We start from the raw sequence: 23497 nt of genomic DNA on the forward strand, positions 1-23497 counted from the left end.
TTTTCTGACCGCACGCTTGAAACGTACGTCTATGTGGCGTACATAGTTGGAAGACTTTTCAGGAGGCGACCATGCTCGGTTTCCACGACACCACGCGCGCGATCGATGAGCGCAACGAGGCCCGGATGAATTTCCGGACCAAGCCGCGCATCAAAAATGCGATCCAGCAGGCGGCGGCGCTGTCCGGCGTCGACGATTCCGTCTTCACGATGAATGCCGCCTATCAGGCCGCGCTAGCAACGATCGCAGCGCATGACCGGACGGTGCTTCAGCCGGTCGATCATGAGGCGTTCTTTGCGGCGCTTGATGCGCCGGCGGCGCCGACCGAGGCCCTGCGCGCAGCCTTCCGTCGGCACCGCGAGACGGTTGTGTCGAAGTAAATGGCCGCTTCGCAACCGGTCGCCTATACCATCGAGCCGTTCGATCCTTCGAGGCATGATCGGGCGGCTTTTTCTTGCGGTGTCGAGCAAGTCGACAACTATTTCCAGAAGACTGCGAACAAGCTCGCCAAGGCGGATAATGTCCGCCTCTACGTGATGGTTGACCCCGACGGCACGGTCATCGGCTTCTATGCCCTGAATGCGCACGCGGTTCAGTTTACGGATCTTCCTGCGACGTTTGCGCGGACCCGGCCTTCGCATGGCAACATTCCCGCCGCTTACATCTCGATGATCGGGCGGGATCGGAAGTTCAGCGGCGGCGGGTTTGGCGGCGATCTGCTTGTCGATGCCCTCCGGAGAATTGCCGTTGCGGCCGACGCCATTGGCGTCGCGGTGGTCATGCTCGATGTGCTCGACTGCGGAGATCCCGACCGCGTCTCGCGTCGCAAGGCGCTCTACGAGAGCTACGGGTTCCAGTCCTTGGTTTCGAACCCGCTGAGAATGTTCATGCCTGTCAGCACCGTTCGCAGGCTCATCGCCGACGAGGACGACGTGCAAACGAAAGAAGCGGCTCTGACCGAGCTGGCGCGGCTCGGACAGGCATTTGACCGCAGTTGAAATTCTGAAGAGCCAATCTGCCAACCTATAGGTTGGCAACTATGCTCTGTTTGCCAACCTACGACATGGCAAAACTCTGAATGATCGCAAGGGCATCACCAGCCGGTGCTGTGCTCACCGGTTCCCGTCGATCCACTTCGACATGAGCCCCTTGTCGCGGAAGCAATCTTCCGGGACGGCGCGGCGCTTGATGCGGGCGAGGCGTTCGGCAAAGGCCACCTGCTTGGAGGACGGCAGGCGGTCGAAATCGGAAAGCGGCTTCATCCTGGCTTGCGCGTCGATCCAAGCGCTGAGCGAGCGGCGATCCTGCTGGACTTCCCAAGGCAGGAGCGTCTGGTTTTTCAGGGCAAGCGACCGCGCATAGGCGATCTGCTTCTGAGTGGCGGGGAGGGCAAAGGCGGTGTCTTCCATGGGGAATCTTCCTTCTCGGCTTGGTTCTCACATATAGAACAAATAAGGAACAAATGCAAGGAGGGGCGGCTTGACGCCCTTGCCGATCTGCGCCGGTTGCGGCCGGCCAGAGGCAGAGCGGGGAGGGGGCAGGGGCGAGCCCGAGGGATGCCGAGAGAGGTGTCTCCCGGGGCTTGACCATCCCCTGATCCCGGAGTTCCCCGATGACCTACCTTCCGCCTGCCATTCTGGCTGCGCCGCCTTTGGCGTTGCCGCCCGTTCCCTCGATCGCCGCCCGCATTCTCGCCGTCGCCGCCGCGCTGCAGCCTGATCTTGCGCAGGGTTTTCAGATCGACGCATTGCGCCTGCGACTCGAAATGGAGCGTGCCTTCGGCGGCTCCGATGCTGCGGGCGCCTGGGACTGGAAGCTGGCTTATGAAGCCTGCGAGGTTGCGCTGGTCCTTTTCCTGCGCAAATTTGGTCGTGCGCTTCTTGCCCGGGCTGGCTCGCCCACCGCGCTGGCGCCGATACTCGCCAAGCTCTCGAGCCTTGTGCCAACCCACACCCGGCGTTCGGAAGAGATGGAGCGCTTCCAGCAGTTCAGTACGCCCTTGCCCATGGGGCTGGCGGCCTTGGCTGCGGCGCAGATCACGCCCGGTGAACTGGTTCTCGAGCCTTCGGCCGGAACCGGACTCCTTGCCATTCTGGCCGAAATGACCGGCGCGGCGGTGGCACTGAACGAGCTGGCCGAAACCCGCGCCGAACTCTTGGCACTCCTCTTCCCGGGTGCCCCGGTCACGCGGTTTGACGCTGCGCAGATCGACGACCACCTCGATCCCGGGATCCGCCCGAGCGTGATCCTGATGAACCCGCCGTTTTCGGCTGTGGCCCATGTCGATGGCCGCAACACCGAGGCAACGGTCCGGCATCTGCGCTCGGCGCTTGCGCGGCTTGTGCCCGGCGGGCGCCTGGTCGCGATCACCGGGGCGGGTTTCGTACCGGACGCCCCTGCCTGGGCCGAGACCTTCGCCCGGCTGACCGAGAGCGCCACCTTGGTGTTTACCGGCGCGGTGTCCGGAGCCGCCTTTGCTAAGCACGGCACCAGCTTCGAGACGCGGATTTCGGTCTTCGACAAATGCCGTGGCGGGGAATTGGGCGGTATAACCGCTGATATCGCCCAGACCATGTGCGCTGACCCTGCAGAGCTCCTGGCCCGGATCGTGACGGATGTCCCACCGCGCCTCGCCTTGGCAGAAGGCATTGTCGCTCGCCCCCGCCCCTCTTCTCCCTTCTCGGGAAATCCTGCCCGTGCCCCCAGCACCGCGGTCAGAGCCTTGCGGGCAGCGCCCCCGACCAATAGTGCCGCCAAGCATGTCGTCGCACTCGACGCCGAGGACCTAAGCTACACCCTGAGCGAGACGGCGGACGACCCTGGCTCCGTGCGCCTGTCGGATGCGATCTACGAGACCTTCCGCCTGCAGGCCATCGACATCCCCGGCGCCGCGCCGCACCCGACGAAGTTGGTGCAGTCAGCGGCCATGGCCTCTGTCGCACCACCGAAGCCGACCTATCGCCCGAAACTTCCCGCTGCAGTCCTGCGCGACGGCCTTCTCTCCGACGCGCAGCTCGAGACGGTGATCTATGCGGGCGAAGCGCATGGCGCGCACTTGGCGGGATCCTGGACCGTCGATGACACCGGCGACATGGTCGCCGCCGCGCCGGACGATGACCCCGCCGCCGTCCGTTTCCGGCGCGGATTCTTCCTCGGCGATGGCACGGGGGCGGGCAAAGGCCGCCAGTCGGCCGGGATCCTCCTCGACAACTGGGCCCAAGGCCGCCGCAAAGCCCTCTGGATCTCGAAGAGCGACAAGCTCCTCGAGGATGCGCAGCGCGACTGGTCTGCCCTTGGCCAGGAGCGGCTTCAAGTCACGCCGCTGTCGCGCTTCGCCCAAGGTCGCGACATCACCCTCTCCGCTGGGATCCTTTTCACGACCTATGCCACCCTGCGGTCCGAGGAGCGCGGGGCCAAGAAATCCCGCGTCGACCAGATCATCGACTGGTTGGGGCCAGACTTCGACGGGGTCATCCTCTTTGACGAAAGCCATGCCATGGCGAACGCGGCAGGATCGAAGGGTGACCGCGGCGACACCGAGGCTTCGCAGCAGGGCAGGGCGGGCCTGCGGCTGCAGCACAAGCTGCCAAACGCCCGGGTGGTCTATGTCTCGGCCACAGGGGCGACCACGGTCCATAACCTGGCCTATGCGCAGCGTCTCGGCCTTTGGGGTGGGGAGGATTTCCCCTTCGCCACACGCGGGGAGTTCGTGCAAGCCATTGAGGCCGGCGGCGTCGCCGCCATGGAGGTCCTCGCCCGCGATCTCCGGGCGCTTGGCCTCTACACGGCGCGGTCGCTCTCCTATGACGGCGTCGAATATGAGATGCTGGTCCATGAGCTGACGCCAGACCAGCGCGAGGTCTACGATGCTTATGCCGTCGCGTTCGGCGTGATTCATCGCAATCTCGCCGCCGCGCTGGAGGCGGCCAACATTACCGGAGAGGGCGGCACGTTGAACGCGCAGGCCAAGTCCGCCGCGCGTTCAGCTTTTGAATCCGCCAAGCAGCGCTTCTTCGGCCATCTCCTGTCCGGGATGAAAACACCAAGCCTGACCTGCGCCATCGAGGCCGATCTTGCGGCGGGCCACGCCGCGGTGATCCAGATCGTCTCGACCGGCGAGGCACTGATGGAACGCCGCCTGTCGGAAATCCCGACCGAGGACTGGGGCGACGTCCGCGTCGACATCACGCCGCGCGAGGCCTGTCTGGATTACCTTCAGCATTCATTCCCTGTGCAACTCTATGAGCCTTTCACTGACAGCGAGGGCAATCTCTCCTCGCGGCCCGTCACCCGCGATGGCCAGCCCGTGGAATGCCGCGAGGCGGTGCGCCGCCGCGATGGGCTGATCGAGCGCCTGGCTTCGCTGCCGCCGGTCCCCGGGGCGCTGGATCAAGTGGTCCAGCATTTCGGCACCGATATGGTCGCCGAGGTTACCGGGCGGTCGCGGCGCATCGTGCGAAAAGGCGAGGGTTCGGCTGCGCGGCTTGTTGTCGAGACCCGCGCCGGGTCGGCCAACCTCGCCGAGACGGCGGCCTTCATGGATGACGCCAAGCGCGTCCTTATCTTCTCGGATGCCGGGGGTACTGGGCGCAGCTACCACGCCGATCTCGGCGCGAAAAACCAGCGCCTGCGAGTGCACTATCTCCTCGAGCCGGGCTGGAAGGCAGACGCGGCAATTCAAGGCCTGGGGCGGACCAACCGCACCAATCAGGCGCAGCCGCCGCTCTTCAGGCCAGTGGCCACCGATGTGAAGGCGGAAAAGAGGTTCCTTTCGACCATCGCGCGCCGCCTCGACACGCTCGGTGCCATCACACGGGGCCAGCGCCAGACCGGTGGTCAGGGGCTGTTCCGGCCGGAGGACAACCTCGAATCCCCCTATGCCCGCGACGCACTGCGGCAGCTCTATCGCCGGATCTATCGCGGCGATGTGGCGGGCTGCTCGCTCGGTGAGTTCGAAGACGCCACTGGCCTCACGCTCACCGACGCCAATGGTCTGAAGGATGATCTGCCGCCGATTACCACCTTCCTCAACCGCCTGCTGGCCCTGACCATCGCGATGCAGGGCGTGCTCTTCACGGAATTCGAGACCTTGCTCGACGCAAGGATCGAAGGCGCGATCGCTGCCGGGGTCTATGACCTCGGCCTCGAGACGCTCCGCGCCGAGAGCTTCCGTGTTACGGACGCCAAGGTGATCTACACCCATCCTGGATCAAGCGCCGAAACCCAGCTTCTGACCATCGCGCAGCGCGTCAGAAACCGTCCCACCTCGCTGGCTGACGCACTCGACTGGCTGGACGACCCCAAGGCCCGGCTGCTGGTCAACTCCCGCTCAGGCCGCGCTGCGGTGCAGGTGTCCGCCACCAGCCTGATGCTGGAGGACGGCACGATGGAACCTCGCATCCGGCTGATCCGACCGATGGAGGCGGCGACCGTTCCGACCAAAATGATGGAAGACACGCATTGGCTCGAGGCTGACCGCGCGGCGTTTTCTGCCGCATGGGAGGTCGAACTTGCCGAGGTGCCCGAGTTTTCGGAATCCACCTTGCATATCGTGGCAGGCCTCCTGCTGCCGATCTGGAAAACCCTCCCCCAGGACGAAACCCGGGTCTATCGGCTGCAGACCGATGACGGTCAGCGCATTATCGGCCGCAGGGTCTCGCCCGCTTGGGTGGCCACGACGCTCGCCAAGGGTGCGGCGCCCAGCCTGACTCCGGTCGAAGTCCATGCCCTGCTGCTCGAGGGCAAAACCGTCGTCAAACTCGCCGAGGGGCTGGAACTGCACCGCTCTCGGGTCATGGGGGTCAACCGGATCGAGCTCTCGGGCTTCACCGCTCATCAGAAGGATCGGCTCAAGGCCGATGGGTTCTTCTCGGAAATCATCGCCTGGAAGCTTCGGCTTTTCTGCCCCACCGATGCTTCAGGTGTCCCCATTCTCTGCACCCTCCTTGCGCGGTTCCCGGTGCAAGCCCTACATGCACGCCAAGGTTGATTAGAGTGCTCATGTCATTGGAAACCGAAGACATCCTGCGTGATCTCGCGCAAAACGCCGAAAGCGTCTGCCGTCACTACCTTCCCGCCGGCAAGCGGGAAGGCTCTTACTGGATGGTGGGCGATCTGCAGAACAATCCCGGCCGCTCGCTGTTCGTGCGGCTCACGGGGCCGACCTCCGGACCGGGTACGGCTGGGAAATACACCGATGCCGCAACCGGCGATCACGGTGACCTTCTCGACATCATCCGCGAACGCACGGGGATCACTCGCTTCCCCGATCTCCTGGCCGAGGCCCGCGCGCATCTTGGCCGTCCGGCACCGGTCGTCCCGGATAACCTTTCACCCAGAAAGACCAAGACCCCGGGCGGCACACCAGAAGCCGCCGCGCGCCTCTATACAGCCTCCGTGCCGATCACAGGCACGCTTGCGGAAACTTATCTTCGCGCTCGCGGCATCACCTGTGGGGCGACGAGCAGCGCCTTACGCTTCCACCCAAAGTGCTGGCATCGGGATGAGGGTCAGACCGAGAGCCTCCCCCGACCAGCACTGATCGCTGCGGTCACCGATGGGGCAGGGGGCCTGCAGGGCGTGCATCGCACCTGGCTTGCACCTGACGGCAAGGACAAGGCGCAGGTCGAGATCCAGCGGCGGGCGATGGGCCACCTTCTGGGCAATGCAGTCAGGCTGACCCCATGTAATGACATCCTCGTCGTCGGCGAAGGCATCGAGACCATGCTGTCCGTCCGTGAGGCGGCCCCCGGCCTTCCGACCTGGGCTGCGCTTTCGTCCGGTCACCTCGGAGCCCTCCTGCTGCCCCCGGGGCTGCAGCGCCTCTACATCGCCATCGACCGCGATCCGGCAGGGCACCGCGCGGCAGAGAGGTTGAGTGCCAGAGCCAACGAGGCCGGGATTGAGCCCCGGGTGCTGGAACCGCGGCACGGGGATTTCAACGACGATCTCAGGGCCGACGGCGCAGCGGCCTTGCGTCAGCATCTGGTATGCCAGATCAGGTCCGAGGATCGGCAGCGCCTGGAGAGCTGAGGCACCTCCGCGCAGGGGTAGTCTGAACGGTGGGGCAGGGGGGTGCAGATCCATCGCGGGTCAGGACCGTCCTCCCTCGCCTCCTTCCAGGGCTAACTGATCCACCCCTCCCCCACACGGCCTTCAAGAGATGGGCAGGCGGCCGTCAAAGGTCAGTACCCTTCAAGGACGGGGGGCGACTGATTTCCGCCGGCGGGGCAAGCCCCGCCTTTGCATCGCGAAAGTCAAATCAGCCGCCCCCCCGTCCTCCTCCACATGCGTTCCGGCCCGCAAAAGGGCGGGTGAAGGATACTGCCCCCCGACGGCTTTCGCTGCCCATGAAGGCCGCGCGGGATGAGGCGCGGACCAGAGAGAGCCCCGGAGGCCAGAAGAAGATGACGTTCCAAACCCGCGACGACGCCTATGAACCCGCCCACACCGCCTCCCAGACCGCCCATGCGCTTGAAGAGCTGCAGCTCTACGGCTACCGCCCCTTTGATGACGAGCCCGATCCGCGCCCGATGCCCGACGCGGACCGCCTGCGCGGCGCCGTCGCCGATATCTTCGACGCCCTCGTCGCGAGCCTTGCTGACACCCGGATGGAACCCGACCTCGAAGAAGTGCTCTGGGGCCAGGTCAACCTCTTCCACCGCGCCACGGCCCGGATCGAACGGTCGCTTGACGACAACGAACAGGCGCAGCGCCGCCTTCAGCGCGAGCAGGACGGCTCCGAGGTGAAATCGACCGAACTCGAGCGCCAGGTGGCCGAGGGCCTGACCCTCACCGAACGGCGGAACTGCATGGACATGATGCGTGATCACGCCGCGACCGAGTTCTGGCATCACACGGGCTCGACCTGGCGGCCCCGCACCGGCTCGATGGTGAACCACCAGCACCTGACCGCCGCCCTGATCGACAGCCGCGATTTCCTTGCCGCCAAGCGCCGCGCCGAGACCGAAGTGATGCTGCCCGCAGGCCCCAAGGTCGCCCTTACCGGTGGGAACGACTTCAACGATCACCGCCTGATCTGGGGCAAGCTTGACCAAGTCCGGACCAAGTATCCCGACATGGTCCTGCTGCACGGTGGCAGCCCCAAGGGCACCGAACTCATCGCCGCCAAATGGGCCGAGGCCCGGGGCGTGACACAGGTTGCCTTCAAGCCCGACTGGACCAAGCACGCCAAGGCCGCCCCCTTCAAGCGCAACGACGCCATGCTGGATGTGCTGCCCGTCGGCGTCCTCGTCTTCCCGGGCAATGGCATTCAGGAGAACCTCGCCGACAAGGCCAAGAAGCTGGGTATCCCGGTGGTGAAGTTCGAGAGGGGGGCGTGAGCCCCCCGACTCTTTACGGGCGAAAGTCTCTTCGCCCCGAGAAGTGGGTCCTTCAGATCGAAGCGGGCAGTTCTCTTGCTGCCGCCGACTGCATGTCAGCGAGGCTGGCATTTCGGCGGGCAAGAGTTTCGTGCCATTCCTGCGCCTCCCGATCCTTGAAGAACCCGGCAGTCGGCGCCAGCCGCGTGACCGCTGCCTCGACGTCATCCAGCGAAACCCGGAAGAACTCCTTCCGGAAATTCGACATGTTGATCCGCTTTTCGGCGAATTCCTTGTGAAGGGCCGCTTCGAGAGCGGGAGCTGCGTCGCTGTAGATCATGGCATGGGTATCGAAGCTGAACGGGACGCTCGCATCCCCGAGTTCGCGGACCCGGTCATCGGGATCGAGCCGCCGGGTCAGCCCGATTTTCACGACATCGTCGCCAAACGAACCCACGTTCGAGATGATGTAGACATAGCCGGACTTCGTCATTTCGGCCATGGCGCGGGCGCGCTCACTGGCGAGATGTGCCGCGGCCAATGCGGCTTCCAATTCGGCGATCCTTTGGGCGTTGCCCTCGCCATTCGCCTCCTTGCGGGCCTTCTCCAGAAGGGCCTGGTACTTGGCCTCTTCCCGCTCGGCCGCCTCTGCCTCGGCCAGCAACTTCTTTTCTTCCTTCTCGGCCCGCGCCATTTCCGCGCGCTCTTCCTTTTCGCGCTTCAGCTGTTCGCGATATTCATGCGTCAGGCGGAGTTCCTCGATCTTGAGTGCGACGAAGCGATCGTTGAGCGACAGCTTCATCGACGTGTTTTCTTTGTCGATCGAAGCGGCGGCCGCCAGGACCCGCTTCTCCATCGCGACCACATTGTTCCAGCGGACATTTGCAATGGCGGCTTCGCACTCGTTGTTGAAGGCCCGCATTGTCAGCCGCATCTGACGATTGATCATCGTTGCGCCCTTCGCCTTGCTGCCATCCACGGTCCATTCGGTGGGGCAGAGGGCCGCCTGTTTGGCCGAGACCATTGCTTTCTGGCGATCCCGGACTTCGACGATCTTTGCCTTGAATTCCTCGCTGTCGGTGAAATCGAAATGCGGTTCGTAAAGGCCCAGTTCGGCAAAGGCCAATCGTTCGTCATAGATGGCAACCTGACTCTCCAGCCGGTCGAACAAAGCCCGCTTTTCGGCATAGGAGGCACGGAGGCGCTCGATGTCCGAGGTGAGCGAGGTGGCTATGCCTTGCAGACGCGCGACCTCGACCTCTTGGGAAATGATCCCGGCATATTTGGCCTTGGTCGCCTCGTGGTCCGCCGTAAGTTTGGCGAGCGCTTCTTTGTGGGCCGTCGCCGCGGTCTCGGCTTCGGTGGTCTTCCGTTTCAATTTCCGCCTGGCGATCAGCCACAGGACCAGAAAAATCGGGGCGAGCGCGAACCAAACCAACATGACGATTACGACCGGATTCATAATGCCCCCTGAAATGCCATTTCACCGCAGAATGCGTGGGCGTTGTTCTCATCTCAAGATTGAATCTTTGCCATTGTCGCCGGGCAGGCCTGATCTCGTTACCAAAGGTGGTCTGGGACGGGACCCGCCGACTAGGTGGCTTGAGGCATCGTCGGCTCAGTCATGCGGCCTTCTCCTGCCGCGACCGAATGTCGGCGATCCACTTTTCCAGGGCGTCGATTTCTGCTTCGACAACCGATGGCGCGGGCAGCCTGGGATTGATTTCACCGGGCTGACTGTGAAGGAGTGCCGAGCAACGCCCGAACGCTTCCCGCATGGCGGTGCAATCGACATGGGTGAGGACGGTAAGCTTGATGAGGCCCGTCGTGTCCACCTTGCGGGACAGGCGGCGGATCACAGGTCCTACAACCTCCTCGACGGCGCGCTCCCAGGTCGTGCGGAGCTGGTCTTGGAAGGACGTCACCTCGCGCAGCCATTTCGCCTGGTCGCCGCGTTCGTGATGGATTTTCACGTTGGCCAAGTGGGTCTTCATTCCGTCGATCACCTTGTCGATCGGCATGACGCTGGCCGGTGGATCCTGATGACAGTAGCCCGCATTCTCCGTCCCGCGGCTGATCAAGCGGTATGCCACGGGCGTCGCCTCACGGTCTCTGGTTGCTCGACAGGCCTCATCAAGGAGAAGCAGGAACGCCATGTCGTGGGTGAAGACGATGACCTGGCGCGTCTGGCCGGCCTCGGCCAACCGGACCGCCACCCTGTCGCGATGCAAATGGTCGAGCGAGGAGACGGGATCATCGAACACGATCGCGGATTGCGCGTCGATGGTCGACAACTCGGCAAGAAAAGCGGCGAGCGCGACGCATCGATGCTCGCCTTCGCTCAAGACCTTGCCGACCGGTTCGCTCGGCTTGTTGATCAGTCGGACTTGGAAGAAGGGGACGCCAGCGGTTGTCTTAGCTTGCTGAAGTTCGATAGCGAGGCCGGCGACGCCGAGCTTGTCTACCTCGATCGCGAACCGCCCGCGCAGGCGGTTGGTGACCAGCGCCTGGGCGATACGGGCGCTCTGAGTGGTGATCTTGTTCGTCGCGGTGTCCTTGCTGGCTTTCTCGACCGCCTCGATGACCTTGAGGCGATCAATCTGGGCCAGCACATCGGCTTTCACCACGCCGAGCCATTTGCGATCGGCAAGGCCATCGCGCTCGGCGATAAGCGCGGCGCGCTGCGGGGAGTTGGCTTCCGACTGGAGGCCTTCGATGCGCGTGGCGATGCCGCTGAGCGCCGTGCGCAGGGGATCGAGCGAGATGGCGCCAGACGCCGGAAGATCAGGCAGGACCGCAAGGCCGTGGGTTCTCAGGATAGCGCGCAGCCGCCACGCCGATTGGAGAATCTGGCGGCGAAGGGTGTTCGCGGCTTCCTCCTGGCCGACATCATCGCGGATCATCGCAACGATCGCCATGAGATCCTGCATGGAGACGGCGTGCGCCGAGATCTCCTCGAGCTTTTCGGTATATGCGGTCGCCGCCTCCTGTTCGCGGCGCTTGCTCTCGTCCTGCACGAAAGCCTCGAAACTGCTGAGCCGCTTGGAGGCTTCCTCGCTGAGCAGCTGCTGACACAGGACGCAATGGGCGCCAATCTCGGTTACAGGGAACGGGCGGTCGGGATAGGCGGAGGCGCGCGAATAATCCCGGGCCGCCTCCCACAGGGCCTTCCAGACGTCTGAGCCGATGTCGGGCAGAGGTTCATCAGCGAACAGGTTGGCTGAGGCGGCCGCAGCGGCAGAGCGCGCCGTCGCACGTTGCGTGTGGGCCACGCGTAGCGCCACCCGGCTTTCGTCGGTTGCGGCGGCGATCAGCCGATCAAGCTGCTCGATCGCTGACTTGATCCGGGCTTCCTGGCCCTGGAGCTGGCGAACGGTGCGGGCCGGGTCGCTGGCCAAGTCGATGTTGAGCGTTTGAAGTCGGGGTTCTTCCTCGGCCGACAGACCGGCAAGTTTCTCGACGGTCTCCGGTTTGGTCTTGCCCGACAGGCCAGAGATCAGCTTGCCGACTATAGTCTCCGGCTTGCATTCGGGTTTGGAAAGAACGGCCGGGGTCTGTTCCTGGAGCGCCTTCACCTCGGCAGCCAGTGTGGCTTTGACGTCCTGACAGGCCTGCGCCAGCCCCGCGAGGATGCGGAGCGGCAGCGGCGTGTAGGCGAGATCGTTGGTGTTCTCGACATGGACGTTGGCAGTCCGCGAGTCGAACACGCTCACGGCGGAGAGCATGGCGTCCGGCGGACTACCCTGGGTCCATGACGCGCTTCGTTTCTGGGCGCCGATAAAGAAGTCGATGCTGGCCGCGGGAGTGCCCGAGCCGGCCGCATAGATGTTGGGGAGGATCGCGTCGCCTTTCGGCGACCGCGCGCGGCAGAGCTGCTTGAGGACCCGGGCGTAGCCGGACTTGCCGGCGCCATTATCGCCATAAATGACGGTGAGGCCGGATTTGCCGAAGCTCAGCCGCTCTCCAGGCGCAAGGGCATTGACGTGCGAGAGGCCATGGAGAGCGTTGAGGCTGACGACGGCGTGGCTGGCTGCAGGATCCCTGACGTGGTTCGCATCGAGCGGACTGCCGGCATCAGCGCCTTTGCAGATCGCGACGAGCGCCGTGATGTCGGCAGTCTCCAGCTTGGACTGACCGCACAGCCGCCTGAGCGCATCGCGCTGCCAGGCGGGCAGATCCGCCGACCATTTGAGAATGTCGGCAAGTGCTGCGGCTTCGTTCGAGAGGTCATTCTCCTGCGCGTCCATGTCTTCTGCCCCGATCCTGCCCGCATGGTCTGGCGGGCCGTTTTCCATGATGCTTGTCTTCCGCCGTCGTTGTCTCAGATGCCGCCTATGATGCGCCGCTCTTGGCCAAGCGGAATGATCCAGCCGCCGGCACGGTCCGGTCGTGCAAACTCGTCCGGACTCCCTTTTTCGGCGAGACGGCTGCGAATGGCTTGCGGCTCGGCATCGATAGCAGCGCGAATGAGCTCGTGCTCGACCCCGACAAAGACTGGCCGGAGATTAAGGCGGGAGAGTGCTTCTTGATCGGCAGGCTCAACGCCGGTGTCGGTAAGCGGTCCCGCGCGGGTGACGATGCCGCCGATCAGACCGTCCATGGCGGCGCTCGCCTTGTCCACATCCCGCACCGGGGATGTGTCGAGCAGCGATCGCGCCCGCTGGGTCTCACCTTCGAGCCTTCGCGGGAATGATTGCAGTGTGAGGCCGCGAAGCGCGTCCGCTAGTTCGGCATGCCCGAGCGGTTTGATGAGATTGGCGATATGGAGCCGAAGCATGCCGATGAAGAGCGCGTCCTTCTCCTCCTGGGTATGCGGCTCGCCTTCCTCGACCGGGTCCCGAACCGAAAGGCGGGCATCGGCTGGACCGGCCGTCGCCATTCCCCAGCGCGTGGCGATCGCGATACGCTTCACCGTGACCTTGCGGCCTCGGGCGGTGACGTCGATCCGCCGGGCCTGCGCCCATGCTCGGTCCAGCGCTTTGGCGGGACCGCCGACATCATGGCAACCCTTGGCTTCGGCGACAGTCAGCGACGACAGGTCGGATGCGCAGGCGATCCAGTCGGGCAGGTCGCCGCGGGATAGGCGCGTGATCTTGACCTGACGGCGGCGATCAAGGTCGATCGTGCGGCTGCCGAGATGGGCGAAGATCGAGAGGTTGAAGTAGCGCTCGAGGTAGGCACGCGCGACGAACCGTCCGAACAAGCCCGAGAGCGCGACCTTGACCTCCCGTGCTTGACCGAGCGGCTCCCTGAACACGAACGGCGTGCCTGCGCCGGTCGGGGTCAACAGCGCATCGAGGATCGACCAGGCGCCATAGGCTGCGCCTGGCGTCTGCAGCACCTCCCGGATACCGGCATCCTCGATCTCGGAGACTTCTAGATCAACGGTGGCCCCGGAGACCGGGCTTGCGGCTTGCGGATCGAAGCTATGAAAAAAGGTCCTGGTCATAGCGCCAGCGCCCGCGTGAGATCGTCATGCTCGAAGGCGCTGGCCATGCGGGTGATCTCAGCCGACCGGGCGCCGACGGCCTTCGCGGTCTCGCGCCATGTCGCGGTCACGGTCGCGACCTCTTTGATGATCGCTCGGGCTTGCGCCAGCGTGAGTGCGAAATATTCCGACGCCTGTTCGAGCAGATCGAGCGAGCAGGTTCCCTCGTCGAGGTCGATGTTCGTCGTCAGCACACGCGCCTTGAGATCGGTGGGCACCGGATTGAGGTCATAGGCGGGCGAGAGCGACCACCCGGCCTTGCCGAGCCAGAGAAAGCCGTGGTTGCGCAGATGATCGTCGACATTGGAGATCAGCACATTGAAGGCGACGCGCCGATAGAGCGCGTGGGCGTCCGTCTTTCCCTGCGCGCCATGCTGGGCCAGGGCATCGACGATCTCGGGGTAGCTGCCACGCTCGCCGTCCCTGGCGCCCATCATCGCCATTGCGGACAGGAACGGGATGCGGATCGCGCCATCGCGATCGAAGCGTCGCGATAGCATCACCGACTTGCCGGCCACTTCGACAAGTTCGTGTTGCGGGGTGGCGATGCCGGCTTGGCCGGCCAGCCGCAGCGCGATCTCCTCCCAGGTTTCCATGCTGTAGTCGTCGGTCTCCTTCGGGAACTTGGCGATGGAGAGATGGCCATGTTGGTCGATGACCGAGGCCTTCGGCCGTGCACCGCCGAGGGAGGAGCCGGGCGCGAAGATCAGTTGAAGGTCTTCGTCCGTTTCCTCGTCCCGGAGAATCCGCTCGGTGATCTGAAGCAGACGGCCCAGCTCGATCAGGGCCGGCACGCCGGCCCTGATCGGCGCTTGGAAGGCCTCTTCGCCGACCCAGCGAAATCGTAACGCGCCGAGCCGCGTCTCATCTGCGACCCCGAGCAGGTAGTCACTTTCCGCGAGCGTGCGGACTGCGCGGCCCTCGCGGTCGGCGAAGCGTCGCTCAGCGCGCTGCATGAGGCGGCGGCCCCACGTATCTGGCGCGGAGTCGCCGATGGATCCGAAGGTCACCAGTCCGGCCGGAGGAGCGAAGGCGCCACGCGTGAGAGCAAGCGCGGGCTCGAGTGAGAAGCGCTCGGCGTCCTCAAGCCAAGCGCCGTCATATTCGAAAAGGATGGTCTCTGTGCCGCGAACGCGGTTGCTTCTCGCCAGTCCGATCGGGCGAGTGCGACCGTGGAGATCGATATGGACTTCGAAGTCAGCCATCGCGGGACGACCTCGTTGGCCGCTTGAGATGAATGTGCTTTGGCAGATCGGCACTCGCCAGTGCCTGCCCGACGCTGTCGTTGCTTATGTCCGCAACTTGACCAAGACCTTCAAGCAGGCCAAGAGCCTGAAGTATGCCTGCATAGATGCCGATGCTAACATTTGTGTCGCCGGCTTCGACCTTTTGCAAGGTCGAACGGGACGTGAAGGCGCGCTCCGCGACGACCGCCATCGGTAGCTTTCGACGGCGTCTGGCATCGTGGATATCCGCGCCGAGCTTCCGAAGGGCGCGGCGCACGGCCGCAGGAGGAGTATGTGGAGTAGGCATTTGCCACCTTCGCACTACAGATTTTCAAAATATGTAGCACGAAGATTACAATTTTTCTAGCCCCACTCGGGATGACTTGCGCTTTCCGGCAGCGGGAAAAGCCCAGCCGCACTGTCACTGGCTACTCCCCACCCATTGCGTCGGGCGTACGAGGGTGGCGGCCGCCGCCGCCAGGGCCTTTCACCTTTAGGTCGGCCCGATCGACGGGAACACTGCGGCTACGCGGGGTCGGCTTCGCGATCCTCGCAAACAGCAAATGGGGCGAGGCGGTCCATTGGACAGCGATTCCCGCAAGTCAGCCGAGCAGCACGTCTGGGTCTTTGCCTGCATCGACATGGGCGGCAAACCAGCCCGGCTTGCGTCCCCGCCCGGACCAGGTGAGGGTCGGGTTCTCCGGATGTCGGAAGGTTTTCGTCGAGGGCGACCGCTTGCGTTTCGGCTCCCCCAGTCCTGCCAGTTCGGCAAGAGTGAAGCCAAGGTCCTTGGCGAGCATCTCGACCTTTTCGCGGGCTTCCGCCTTTTGCCGATTTTCGAAGGTGGAGATGGCCTTGGCCACGGACTTCTGCAAGTCGCGCAGGTCTGCGAGCGACATGGTGGCCAGGTTGAAATCAGGCATCGGGTGCTCCGGTTGATCCAATACAGCAGGCGTAGTCGTGCAAGGACCGCGCGGCAAGAGACGAGCGGGGCAGGGGGCTCGGGTGGACGTGGTGATCGTACTCTCTCCTCTTCCCGGGTTCTTTCCCCCTGGGGCCTGACATTGCCGGATGAGATCGGTCTGGGCGTGTCTGCTTGGGTTTCTCCCCCTGTGATCCGGCTGAGGCACCTCCCCTTCGACGGACAGTCCCCTAAGCCTGTTCGGTTTCCTGCACGCAACCCCAACTCCTGCCCGGGCCGTGTTGGCCGCAAAGCGTCCTGCCCGCGCCACCCCGGGCCCTCGGAGGTTTCCGGCTGGTCTAGGCCCAGCCGTGCGGACGTCTCCCGACAGGCTTCTGCCGGGTCTTGTCGAAGGGATGGTCCCTTCAGCGGAAACTCAGGAGAACCACCATGCAGAACATCGTCATCCTCGCCGGCAACATCGGTCAGGCCCCGGAAGCCCGCACCACCCAAGGCGGCACGAAGATCACCCACTTCACCCTGGCCACCTCGCGCCCCCGCCTCTCGGAAGGCCGCGCGGTCCGCGACGAGCACGGCTACCGCGTGATGGATACCGAATGGCACCGCATCACCTGCTTCAACGGGCTCGGCAAGTCGGTCGCCGAGAACTGCGAGAAGGGCATGAAGGTTCTGGTGCAGGGCCGGATCCACTACACGAAGTGGACCGACGCGGCGGGCGTCGACCGCTACGGCTGCGAGATCATCGCCGAGAAGATCGACTTCCTCAGCCGCCCGAAGGCGGCCGAGGGCGATGCGCCCGAACTGGTCGATCGCGACGACGAGGTCGGCTTCTGAAGCCGACCGACAAGCTGGCCCGGCGGGAAAACCCGCCGGGCTGGACCGTCGGCTTAGTCGGGAGGGGGCCGTTCGACGACGCTCAGCCCATATAGGGTGCAGGAGATTCTCTTCGAAGTGGCCATTCTTAAACGGCGCAGCACGAAGCCGACTGTGGAGTATGCAAGTCAAGGACCACTGCAAGGAAGTAGCCAGTGTGAACTGACGCCAGTGCTCAACGGCCAATGCTGCAGCGAAAGCGGTAGCGGGCTCAGCCGGTATCATCCTCCGTCACAACGCTCTTGAGGCAGCCGCAAGTTCTCTTTATGTTCGACTTTAGGCAAGCAGGCCGGCCTTAGGTGTGAGGGATTAGATTTGCACATTGTCCGCTTTTTCAACATTGGTAACGCCGACAGCTGCTTGATCGAGCTTGAGAACGGCCGTCTCGCGCTCTTCGACTTCGCAGACATGCGTAACAAGGACGATGCCTCAGACAAGCGCTGCGATCTTGAGAAAGAGTTGCGGGAGTGCCTGGGCGACGACAAGGAGATCGATGTCGTCGCCTTCACTCACCTCGACACCGATCATTGCAATCGCGCGAAGGACGTATTCCATCTGGAGCATGCGGCCAAGTACCAAGGCGGCGACCGCATCAAAATTAAGACGATGTGGGTGCCCGCCACTGCCATACTTGAGGAGGGTGTGGAGGGTCAGGCCCGGACACTTCGAGCGGAGGCGCGGCATAGGTTTATCGAGGGCAAGGGCATCCGGGTCTTCTCGAGGCCGGACGCGCTGGACCAGTTCCTCCGGGATCGTGACATCGAACCGTCAAAGCGTCGCAACCTAATTAGCGACGCAGGTACGCTTTGCCCGGAGTTCAACCTGGCCTCAGACAGTGTGGAGTTTTTCGCGCATTCGCCGTTCGCCGAGCACACTGATAACGGCGTCATCGTGCGCAACGCGTCAGCCTTGTTTGTGCAGGCGACCTTCGAAGTCCAAGGCCGTGCGACAAAGCTGATCCTTTCGGCAGATGTCGACCACGAGACGATCGACGGAATAGTACGGGTGACGAGGTATCACAAAAACGACACCCGGCTTGAATGGGATATCAATAACGTCCCCCACCATTCGAGTTACACGTCGCTCGCGGAGGAGAAGGGTGCCGAGGAGACAGACCCGGTCGACCGGCTACGCTGGCTCTACGAGACCCAAGGCCGAACGGCCGGCATCTTAGTCTCGACCAGCGACCCAATTCCGTCCGAGGACACGACTCAGCCGCCTCATCGCCAAGCCGTCAATTACTACAAGCGGGTTGCACGCGACCTCGGCGGTCAGTTTATAGTAACAATGGAGCATCCCTCGAAGACCAGCCCGAAGCCGCTGGTCATCGAGATTGGCGGCACGGGCGCTAAGGTACGCAAGGCAGCTGGTGGTACCCCCGCCGTCATAGCCGCTCCCGCGCCTCGTGCGGGGTCTTTGTGACAGCGGGCGTATCGGAGGCCTCCTCCAAGCTCGCTCAAGCGGTCGTCGGCTATCTGACTAGATCGGTTGACCATCCCTTCGCGACACTGATCAAGGCGGACGGATGTGAGCTTGACATTGAGATAGAGCCAGAATTGGCACAGGATCGGGTAGTCCCGATCCAGCCGGTAGAGCCGTTGCGCCTTGTGTTTTCACCTGGCGACGTTGCGAGCCCACTAGTGCTTTCATTACGTGCCGACTTCCCAGTGGGCCTCGTTCACACGGTCAGGGATCGCGGGGCTGATGGGTTAAGCCTTTGCGTCTGGGAGGAGGCGTGGCAGGACCTGTCGCGGACGCTAACTGCACAAGTTTTGATAGAACGGCTACGCGATTGGCTGTCGCGGACTGCAAGCGGCCTGCTTCATCAGGATGAACAGGGCCTTGAGCCGTTAATCCCAGGTACGGCCCATACGTTGATCGTTCCAGCAGGAGAGCCAGTCGGTCCTTGGCATCTCGTCGGTGCGGTTGAACACGAAGAGCGCTGGACAATTTGCTTAGACACGCATCAGAGGTCTGACAGCGAAGGCTTGCCACGCTTCGCGCTTTTCTCGACAGTTTTGCCCTCGCAGGTACATGGTGCGTTGCACGCGCGTCCGTATGACCTTGGCGGCCTGCTGAAACTATCCGACGAACTGGGCGGCAACCTCTTCACCGAAATGCGACAGTGGATCGTTGCGCCAGAGCAATTGGCTCATGCAGCCGACCACTACCCTCTGCTCCTTGTATCCGTGCCGAAGCGTAGGACCGCCGAGGGGCCGGACGAGGCCGTGGAGGTTTGGGCCTATCAACCCGTCGGCACTTTGGCGGATTTCGGCGAATGCCTTGGTCTGACGATCACGCACCGAGACAACGGGAAGGTATTTACTGGGCAAGCCATGCTGCCTCGGTTGGTCAAAGACTTGAGTACCATCGAGCTTCAAGGCTGGCGCGTTGTACAGCGCTTGGATAGGAGCACGGCTCGAGCACATTCAGCGGTGCCAGAACGTGCTGATGCGCAACTTGTGGCCATCGGGGCAGGGGCAATCGGCTCCAACGTCGTAATGAACACTGCGAGAACCGGGATCGGTGCCTGGACCATCATCGACGATGATGTGGTGTTGCCCCACAACACAGTTCGCCAAAGCTATGGCGATGCGTGGGTTGGCGCGCCCAAAGCCCACGCGCTTGCAGATCAGGTCAACCATCTTTTTGTTGAGGCTGATGCAACCGCTACTCGTGCAGACGTTCTTCGTATGGAGCCGCACGCTGACAAACTCGCGCTGGCCGACCTTGTGGTCGATTTCAGCGCTTCTCCAGCGGTCGTCGCCCACTTGTCCGACCGGCAAGACATAAAGCGAGCCGCCAGCATCTTCTTCAGTCCCGATGGGGCTGACCTTGTGATCCTTGCCGAAGACGCTAGACGGACAACCCGTCTTGACGAGATCGAGGCCCAGTACTTTCTGGCGACTGCTACTGCGCCAGGACTTGCCGGGCATCTCGATGCCGCCAGAATCGACCGCATCCGATACGCCAATGCTTGCCAAGACCTCACACGGCCGCTGCCGCCTTGGCAGGTGCAGACCCTGTGTGGGATTGCCGCTGGCCAGTTGGTCTCTTTGGTCGGTTCTACGGCGCTCACCGCTGTGATTTGGCGGCTCGACCCTGACTCTGGGGGCATTGTGCCAATAGCGCTGCCGATTTCGCCAGTGCATCGACATACGTCGGTCGACCTTCGTATTGCAGTCAGCAAATCAGTGCTGACGATGATGGCAGACCTTAGGGCCGCAGCAGCCCCCAATGAGACAGGTGGTGTGTTGGTAGGCACGTTCGACATTATTCGGGGCACCGTCAACATTGTCGCCGCCTTACCTGCTCCGCCTGACAGCCGACAAGCGCCAACCTACTTTGTCCGCGGAGCTCGGAACCTCAGGCCAATCATAGAAGGAATGGCGGCTAAAACTGCGGGTCGACTGCACTATGTCGGCGAGTGGCATAGCCACCCTGTTCATGCGGCAGCTCGACCTAGCCGAGACGACGAGACGGTCTTTGCCTACTTGTCACGGCACTTAGATCCTACTGATGTGCCGTATGCCATGATGATCTGCGGGGAACGTGAAACCTGGCTCCGCGTTGCCTGGCAGGGCCGTGTAAGCCTCGAAGGCACCATGTCCCATACAAATGAACAGTGACACTAAATCAAAGGCGCCAGAGCGTGTTGCATTGGCACTATCTGGTGGCGGAAGCCGGGCCATGGCGTTCCATCTCGGCTGCCTCAGGGCGCTGAGGTCCGAAGGACTCCTCGACGAGGTATCGACGATCTCGGCGGTGTCCGGCGGCAGCGTTGTCGCGGCGCTCTATTGCAGCTACCCAGGTGAATTCGACAAGTTTGAGCGCGTAATCATTGAGGTCCTGACTCGTGGGTTCGTTCGTCCAGCAATCAAAGTGCTGTTCACCACCGCCGAGGGGCCGAAGGCGGTTGCAAGCTGCACGCTAACTTGGCTGAACCGCCTAACCCTGGGGAGCACAAGGCTTGCCTTGAAGGCGTTTCCTCGTGCGGTTCGGCCATCCCTAGGATTTTTGCTGGAAAGTCGCTCACGTCGTTGGGCGAGCAGGACAACCGTGCTGCGGCGCGTTCTTGACGACCTTTTTGAAGGGCGCACTCTATCCGACCTTCGCGAAGATCGTCCCAATCTGATCATCGTCGCATGTGACATCATGGCCAGCTCAGCCTTCTACTTCGCGAAGGACGGCGTTGGCTCGTGGCGCCGCGGGGTTGCGGACGCTGGGTCGGTGAGGATTTCCGACGCGGTAACCGCGTCTGCCGCTTACCCGGCCTTTCTGCCAACCCTCGAACTCTCGATGATCTTCAACAAGAATGGCCAAAGGTCTCGCCAGCAGGTCGTTTTGACCGATGGGGGCGTGTACGATAACTTGGGCCTTGCGCCGCTTTGGTCGGATCGTGACCCAGCGATTAGCCTTCACGTCGGTAAGTATGAGCGCCTTGTAGTCTCGCGGGCCGGCTACAGCATCGCGATGTCCTCAGCTCCAACCTTTTGGGGATCCCGCATGTATGCTGTGATGGACACCATGTTCTCACGATCTCAGAACGCAACTATGCAACGATTATACGACTTGCAGAAGGGCGGTGTTCTGAAGGGCTTCATCCTGCCTTACCTTGGCCAAGCCGACGACCGGATCCTGAATCCTCCGCCGGACCTGGTAAGTGCCGACGAAGTTGCCAACTATCCCACCAATTTTTCAGCCATGGCGCCTGACTGGATCGAAAAAATCTCAAAAAGGGGTGAGCAGCTCACTCGGGCTCACATTGCGCAACACTGGAAACGTGAGAGCCCTTAGTTTGTTGGACTGGGGTCAGTCCTGTATGATGGATGTTTACATTACATAATCAAAATTATGCGACTTGATTGTGTAGGCGCAAAGTAGAAGTGTCGCACCTGAGCAAAGTTAGAATGTCGCCCTGTTCTTCTGGCATGAGGAGTCGGCGGCATGGGATGGGTGCTGATGAGCGAGCGCGAGGTTCACCGCGTCGAGGTTTTGTCGAGTGTTGTAGCTCGGCGAATGTCGACGTCAGAAGCTGCGTCAGTCTTGTGTCTGAGTGACCGACAGGTTCAGCGCCTGCTGAAGACGTTCCGGGAAGAAGGCGCTGTTTCCCTTCGGCACAAGGCGCGTGGCCGACCGTCGAATAACCGCTCCCTCGAGGGGCTGCGCGATCTGACTCTTGCCCTCGTGCGTGAGCGCTATGCCGATTTCGGCCCGACCTTGGCGGCCGAGAAGCTGGCCGAGCGTGATGGTGTGAAGGTCTCGCGCGAGACCCTGCGCAAGTGGATGGTTGAGGACGGGCTTTGGCTGTCGCGCAACCAGCGGCGGGTTTTCCACCGGCCGCGGCTCCGGCGGGAATGTTATGGCGAGCTGATCCAGATCGACGGCTCGGACCATCGCTGGTTTGAGGATCGCGATGCGCCCTGCACGCTGATCGTGGCGGTGGATGATGCGACGGGCGCGATCCAGGAGATGCGCTTCGTCCCCTCGGAAAGCACCTTCGCCTACTTCGAGATGCTGGCGGGCTATCTGCGCCTGCACGGCAAGCCGGTGGCCTTCTACAGCGACAAGCACTCGGTGTTTCGGGTGGCCAAAGCGGATGCCAAATCCGGGCATCAGGCCACGCAGTTCGGACGTGCGCTTCTCGAGCTAAATATCGAGATTCTCTGTGCAAACTCCAGCCAGGCGAAGGGTCGGGTTGAACGCAAGAACCGCACCCTGCAGGATCGTCTGGTCAAGGAGATGCGGCTTGAGGGCGTGACGGGAATGGCTGCGGGCAACGATTGGCTGCCCGGCTATATCCAGCGCCACAACCAGCAATTTGCCCGCACCCCTGCCCGCCCTGACAACCTGCACCGTGCCGTGACCGAAAGCCCGGACCGCTTGGCCGACATCCTCTGCTGGCGCGACGAACGCTATGTCGGTCAGCAGCTGACGTTTTCCTATGAGCGGAAGCGGATCATGCTGGAGGAAAGCGAGGTCTCGCGCGGCCTCGTGGGCAAGTATGTCGACACCTATGCCTGGCCGGATGGACGGTTCGAGGTGCGCTGGAACGGGTTCTCTCTGCCCTACAAAGTCTTCGACCCGGACCAGCAGCGCGTCACTCATGCCGCGATCACCGAGAACAAGCACCTCTCCGCAGCACTGGCCTATGCCAAGGAGATCCAGGACGCCCGACTTGCCGAGCCGGTCAAGATCGGCAAGCAGCGCACCCGCTACACGCCAACTGGCCGCAAACCTCCCGGCCCCAAGGGCTGGGCTGGAAAACGCGCCGACCGCCGTGCGGCGGAAGTTGCGCCTCACGCGGCAGAATGAGCCTGACCGCAGGACCGGTCAGGCCTGCGATATCGGGGGTCTCCGCCCTGCCCGGTCCTGCTCCGACCGCGCCATGCGACATTTCTACTTTGCACAGCAGGCGACGGATAAACTTGGTGACAACAGATTGAGGGCCGCGGTCCTGACGCGCATCTTCGCCGATCACATCGCCGCGCGTTGCCCTTTCGTTTCGCTTCTGGTCCAGTCGTGCGGCACGAAGTTGATCTAAGGCGGCACCAAGATGAATACCCCAAATGGCGACCTCGACCGTTGGCCGGACCCGGCCGTCGCAAACGCTCGCCGCAGCGTCTTCGCGCAGGACCTTGTCGTCGAAGGTGATGCCACCTCCAAT

Annotated in this window: 17 protein-coding genes; 10 read left to right on the plus strand and 7 right to left on the minus strand. The window is 63.0% G+C overall.

The window, feature by feature from the left end; all coding sequences use genetic code 11:
* Positions 1–71 precede the first annotated feature (71 nt).
* Entirely contained in the window at positions 72–380 is a 309-nt protein-coding gene (locus GV832_RS15720) for a type II toxin-antitoxin system TacA family antitoxin (protein ID WP_168775838.1), read from the plus strand.
* Entirely contained in the window at positions 381–998 is a 618-nt protein-coding gene (locus GV832_RS15725) for a GNAT family N-acetyltransferase (protein WP_168775839.1), read from the plus strand. It abuts the gene before it with no gap.
* A gap of 114 nt (positions 999–1112) precedes the next feature.
* Here GV832_RS15725 and GV832_RS15730 read toward each other — a convergent pair whose 3' ends face one another.
* Positions 1113–1409, minus strand: a complete 297-nt coding sequence (locus tag GV832_RS15730) for a hypothetical protein (protein ID WP_168775840.1) — start codon at positions 1407–1409, stop codon at positions 1113–1115.
* Positions 1410–1612: 203 nt separating this feature from the next.
* Between GV832_RS15730 and GV832_RS15735 the strand changes: the two genes are divergently transcribed.
* The 3 genes from GV832_RS15735 (at position 1613) to GV832_RS15745 (ending at position 8342) form a co-directional block, all read left to right on the plus strand.
* Positions 1613–5989 (plus strand): strawberry notch-like NTP hydrolase domain-containing protein, encoded by a 4377-nt coding sequence (locus GV832_RS15735; RefSeq protein ID WP_168775841.1) that lies wholly within the window; start codon positions 1613–1615, stop codon positions 5987–5989.
* A gap of 11 nt (positions 5990–6000) precedes the next feature.
* A complete protein-coding gene (locus GV832_RS15740) occupies positions 6001–7032 on the plus strand; it encodes a DUF7146 domain-containing protein (protein ID WP_168775842.1) in 1032 nt (343 codons plus the stop codon).
* Between the two features lie 374 nt (positions 7033–7406).
* On the plus strand, positions 7407–8342 hold the full coding sequence (locus GV832_RS15745) for a DUF2493 domain-containing protein (RefSeq protein ID WP_168775843.1): 936 nt from the start codon (positions 7407–7409) through the stop codon (positions 8340–8342).
* Between the two features lie 52 nt (positions 8343–8394).
* On the opposite strand, the gene GV832_RS15750 is transcribed toward GV832_RS15745, so the two are convergent.
* The 6 genes from GV832_RS15750 to GV832_RS15775 all read right to left on the minus strand — a co-directional run bounded on the left by GV832_RS15750 (position 8395) and on the right by GV832_RS15775 (position 15958).
* Entirely contained in the window at positions 8395–9783 is a 1389-nt protein-coding gene (locus GV832_RS15750) for an SNIPE associated domain-containing protein (protein WP_168775844.1), read from the minus strand.
* A 160-nt stretch (positions 9784–9943) separates the two neighbouring features.
* Positions 9944–12616 (minus strand): AAA family ATPase, encoded by a 2673-nt coding sequence (locus GV832_RS15755; protein ID WP_227754465.1) that lies wholly within the window; start codon positions 12614–12616, stop codon positions 9944–9946.
* A 26-nt stretch (positions 12617–12642) separates the two neighbouring features.
* Positions 12643–13770, minus strand: coding sequence for a hypothetical protein (locus tag GV832_RS15760; RefSeq protein ID WP_198672326.1), 1128 nt, complete (start codon positions 13768–13770; stop codon positions 12643–12645).
* The gene (locus tag GV832_RS15765) at positions 13767–15014 is read right to left on the minus strand and encodes a type II toxin-antitoxin system HipA family toxin (RefSeq protein ID WP_112312845.1); all 1248 of its coding nucleotides are present in this window, start codon (positions 15012–15014) and stop codon (positions 13767–13769) included. The genes GV832_RS15760 and GV832_RS15765 overlap by 4 nt, the downstream gene beginning before the upstream one ends.
* Positions 15007–15342, minus strand: a complete 336-nt coding sequence (locus tag GV832_RS15770) for a helix-turn-helix domain-containing protein (protein ID WP_112312847.1) — start codon at positions 15340–15342, stop codon at positions 15007–15009. The genes GV832_RS15765 and GV832_RS15770 overlap by 8 nt, the downstream gene beginning before the upstream one ends.
* 295 nt (positions 15343–15637) lie before the next feature.
* Positions 15638–15958 carry an H-NS histone family protein gene (locus GV832_RS15775; protein ID WP_112312848.1) on the minus strand — a complete coding sequence of 107 codons (321 nt, stop codon included), beginning with the start codon at positions 15956–15958 and terminating at the stop codon, positions 15638–15640.
* A gap of 428 nt (positions 15959–16386) precedes the next feature.
* Here GV832_RS15775 and GV832_RS15780 point away from each other — a divergent pair, with 428 nt between their 5' ends.
* The 5 genes from GV832_RS15780 (at position 16387) to GV832_RS15800 (ending at position 23145) form a co-directional block, all read left to right on the plus strand.
* Positions 16387–16791: a single-stranded DNA-binding protein gene (locus GV832_RS15780; protein WP_112312850.1), complete on the plus strand. Its 405-nt coding sequence runs from the start codon at positions 16387–16389 to the stop codon at positions 16789–16791.
* Between the two features lie 354 nt (positions 16792–17145).
* Positions 17146–18252 carry an anti-phage 6A-MBL system MBL-fold protein gene (mblB, locus tag GV832_RS15785; RefSeq protein ID WP_112312852.1) on the plus strand — a complete coding sequence of 369 codons (1107 nt, stop codon included), beginning with the start codon at positions 17146–17148 and terminating at the stop codon, positions 18250–18252.
* Positions 18249–20459 carry an anti-phage 6A-MBL system cap2_3 protein gene (cap2-3, locus tag GV832_RS15790; RefSeq protein ID WP_168775845.1) on the plus strand — a complete coding sequence of 737 codons (2211 nt, stop codon included), beginning with the start codon at positions 18249–18251 and terminating at the stop codon, positions 20457–20459. The genes mblB and cap2-3 overlap by 4 nt, the downstream gene beginning before the upstream one ends.
* Positions 20449–21627 carry a patatin-like phospholipase family protein gene (locus tag GV832_RS15795; RefSeq protein WP_112312855.1) on the plus strand — a complete coding sequence of 393 codons (1179 nt, stop codon included), beginning with the start codon at positions 20449–20451 and terminating at the stop codon, positions 21625–21627. Before cap2-3 ends, GV832_RS15795 begins: the two co-directional genes overlap by 11 nt.
* A gap of 150 nt (positions 21628–21777) precedes the next feature.
* On the plus strand, positions 21778–23145 hold the full coding sequence (locus tag GV832_RS15800) for an ISNCY family transposase (protein ID WP_227754466.1): 1368 nt from the start codon (positions 21778–21780) through the stop codon (positions 23143–23145).
* The last annotated feature ends 352 nt before the right edge of the window (positions 23146–23497 follow it).

The sequence above is a fragment of the Stagnihabitans tardus genome, assembly GCF_009925085.1.
Classification (GTDB): Bacteria; Pseudomonadota; Alphaproteobacteria; order Rhodobacterales; family Rhodobacteraceae; genus Stagnihabitans; species Stagnihabitans tardus.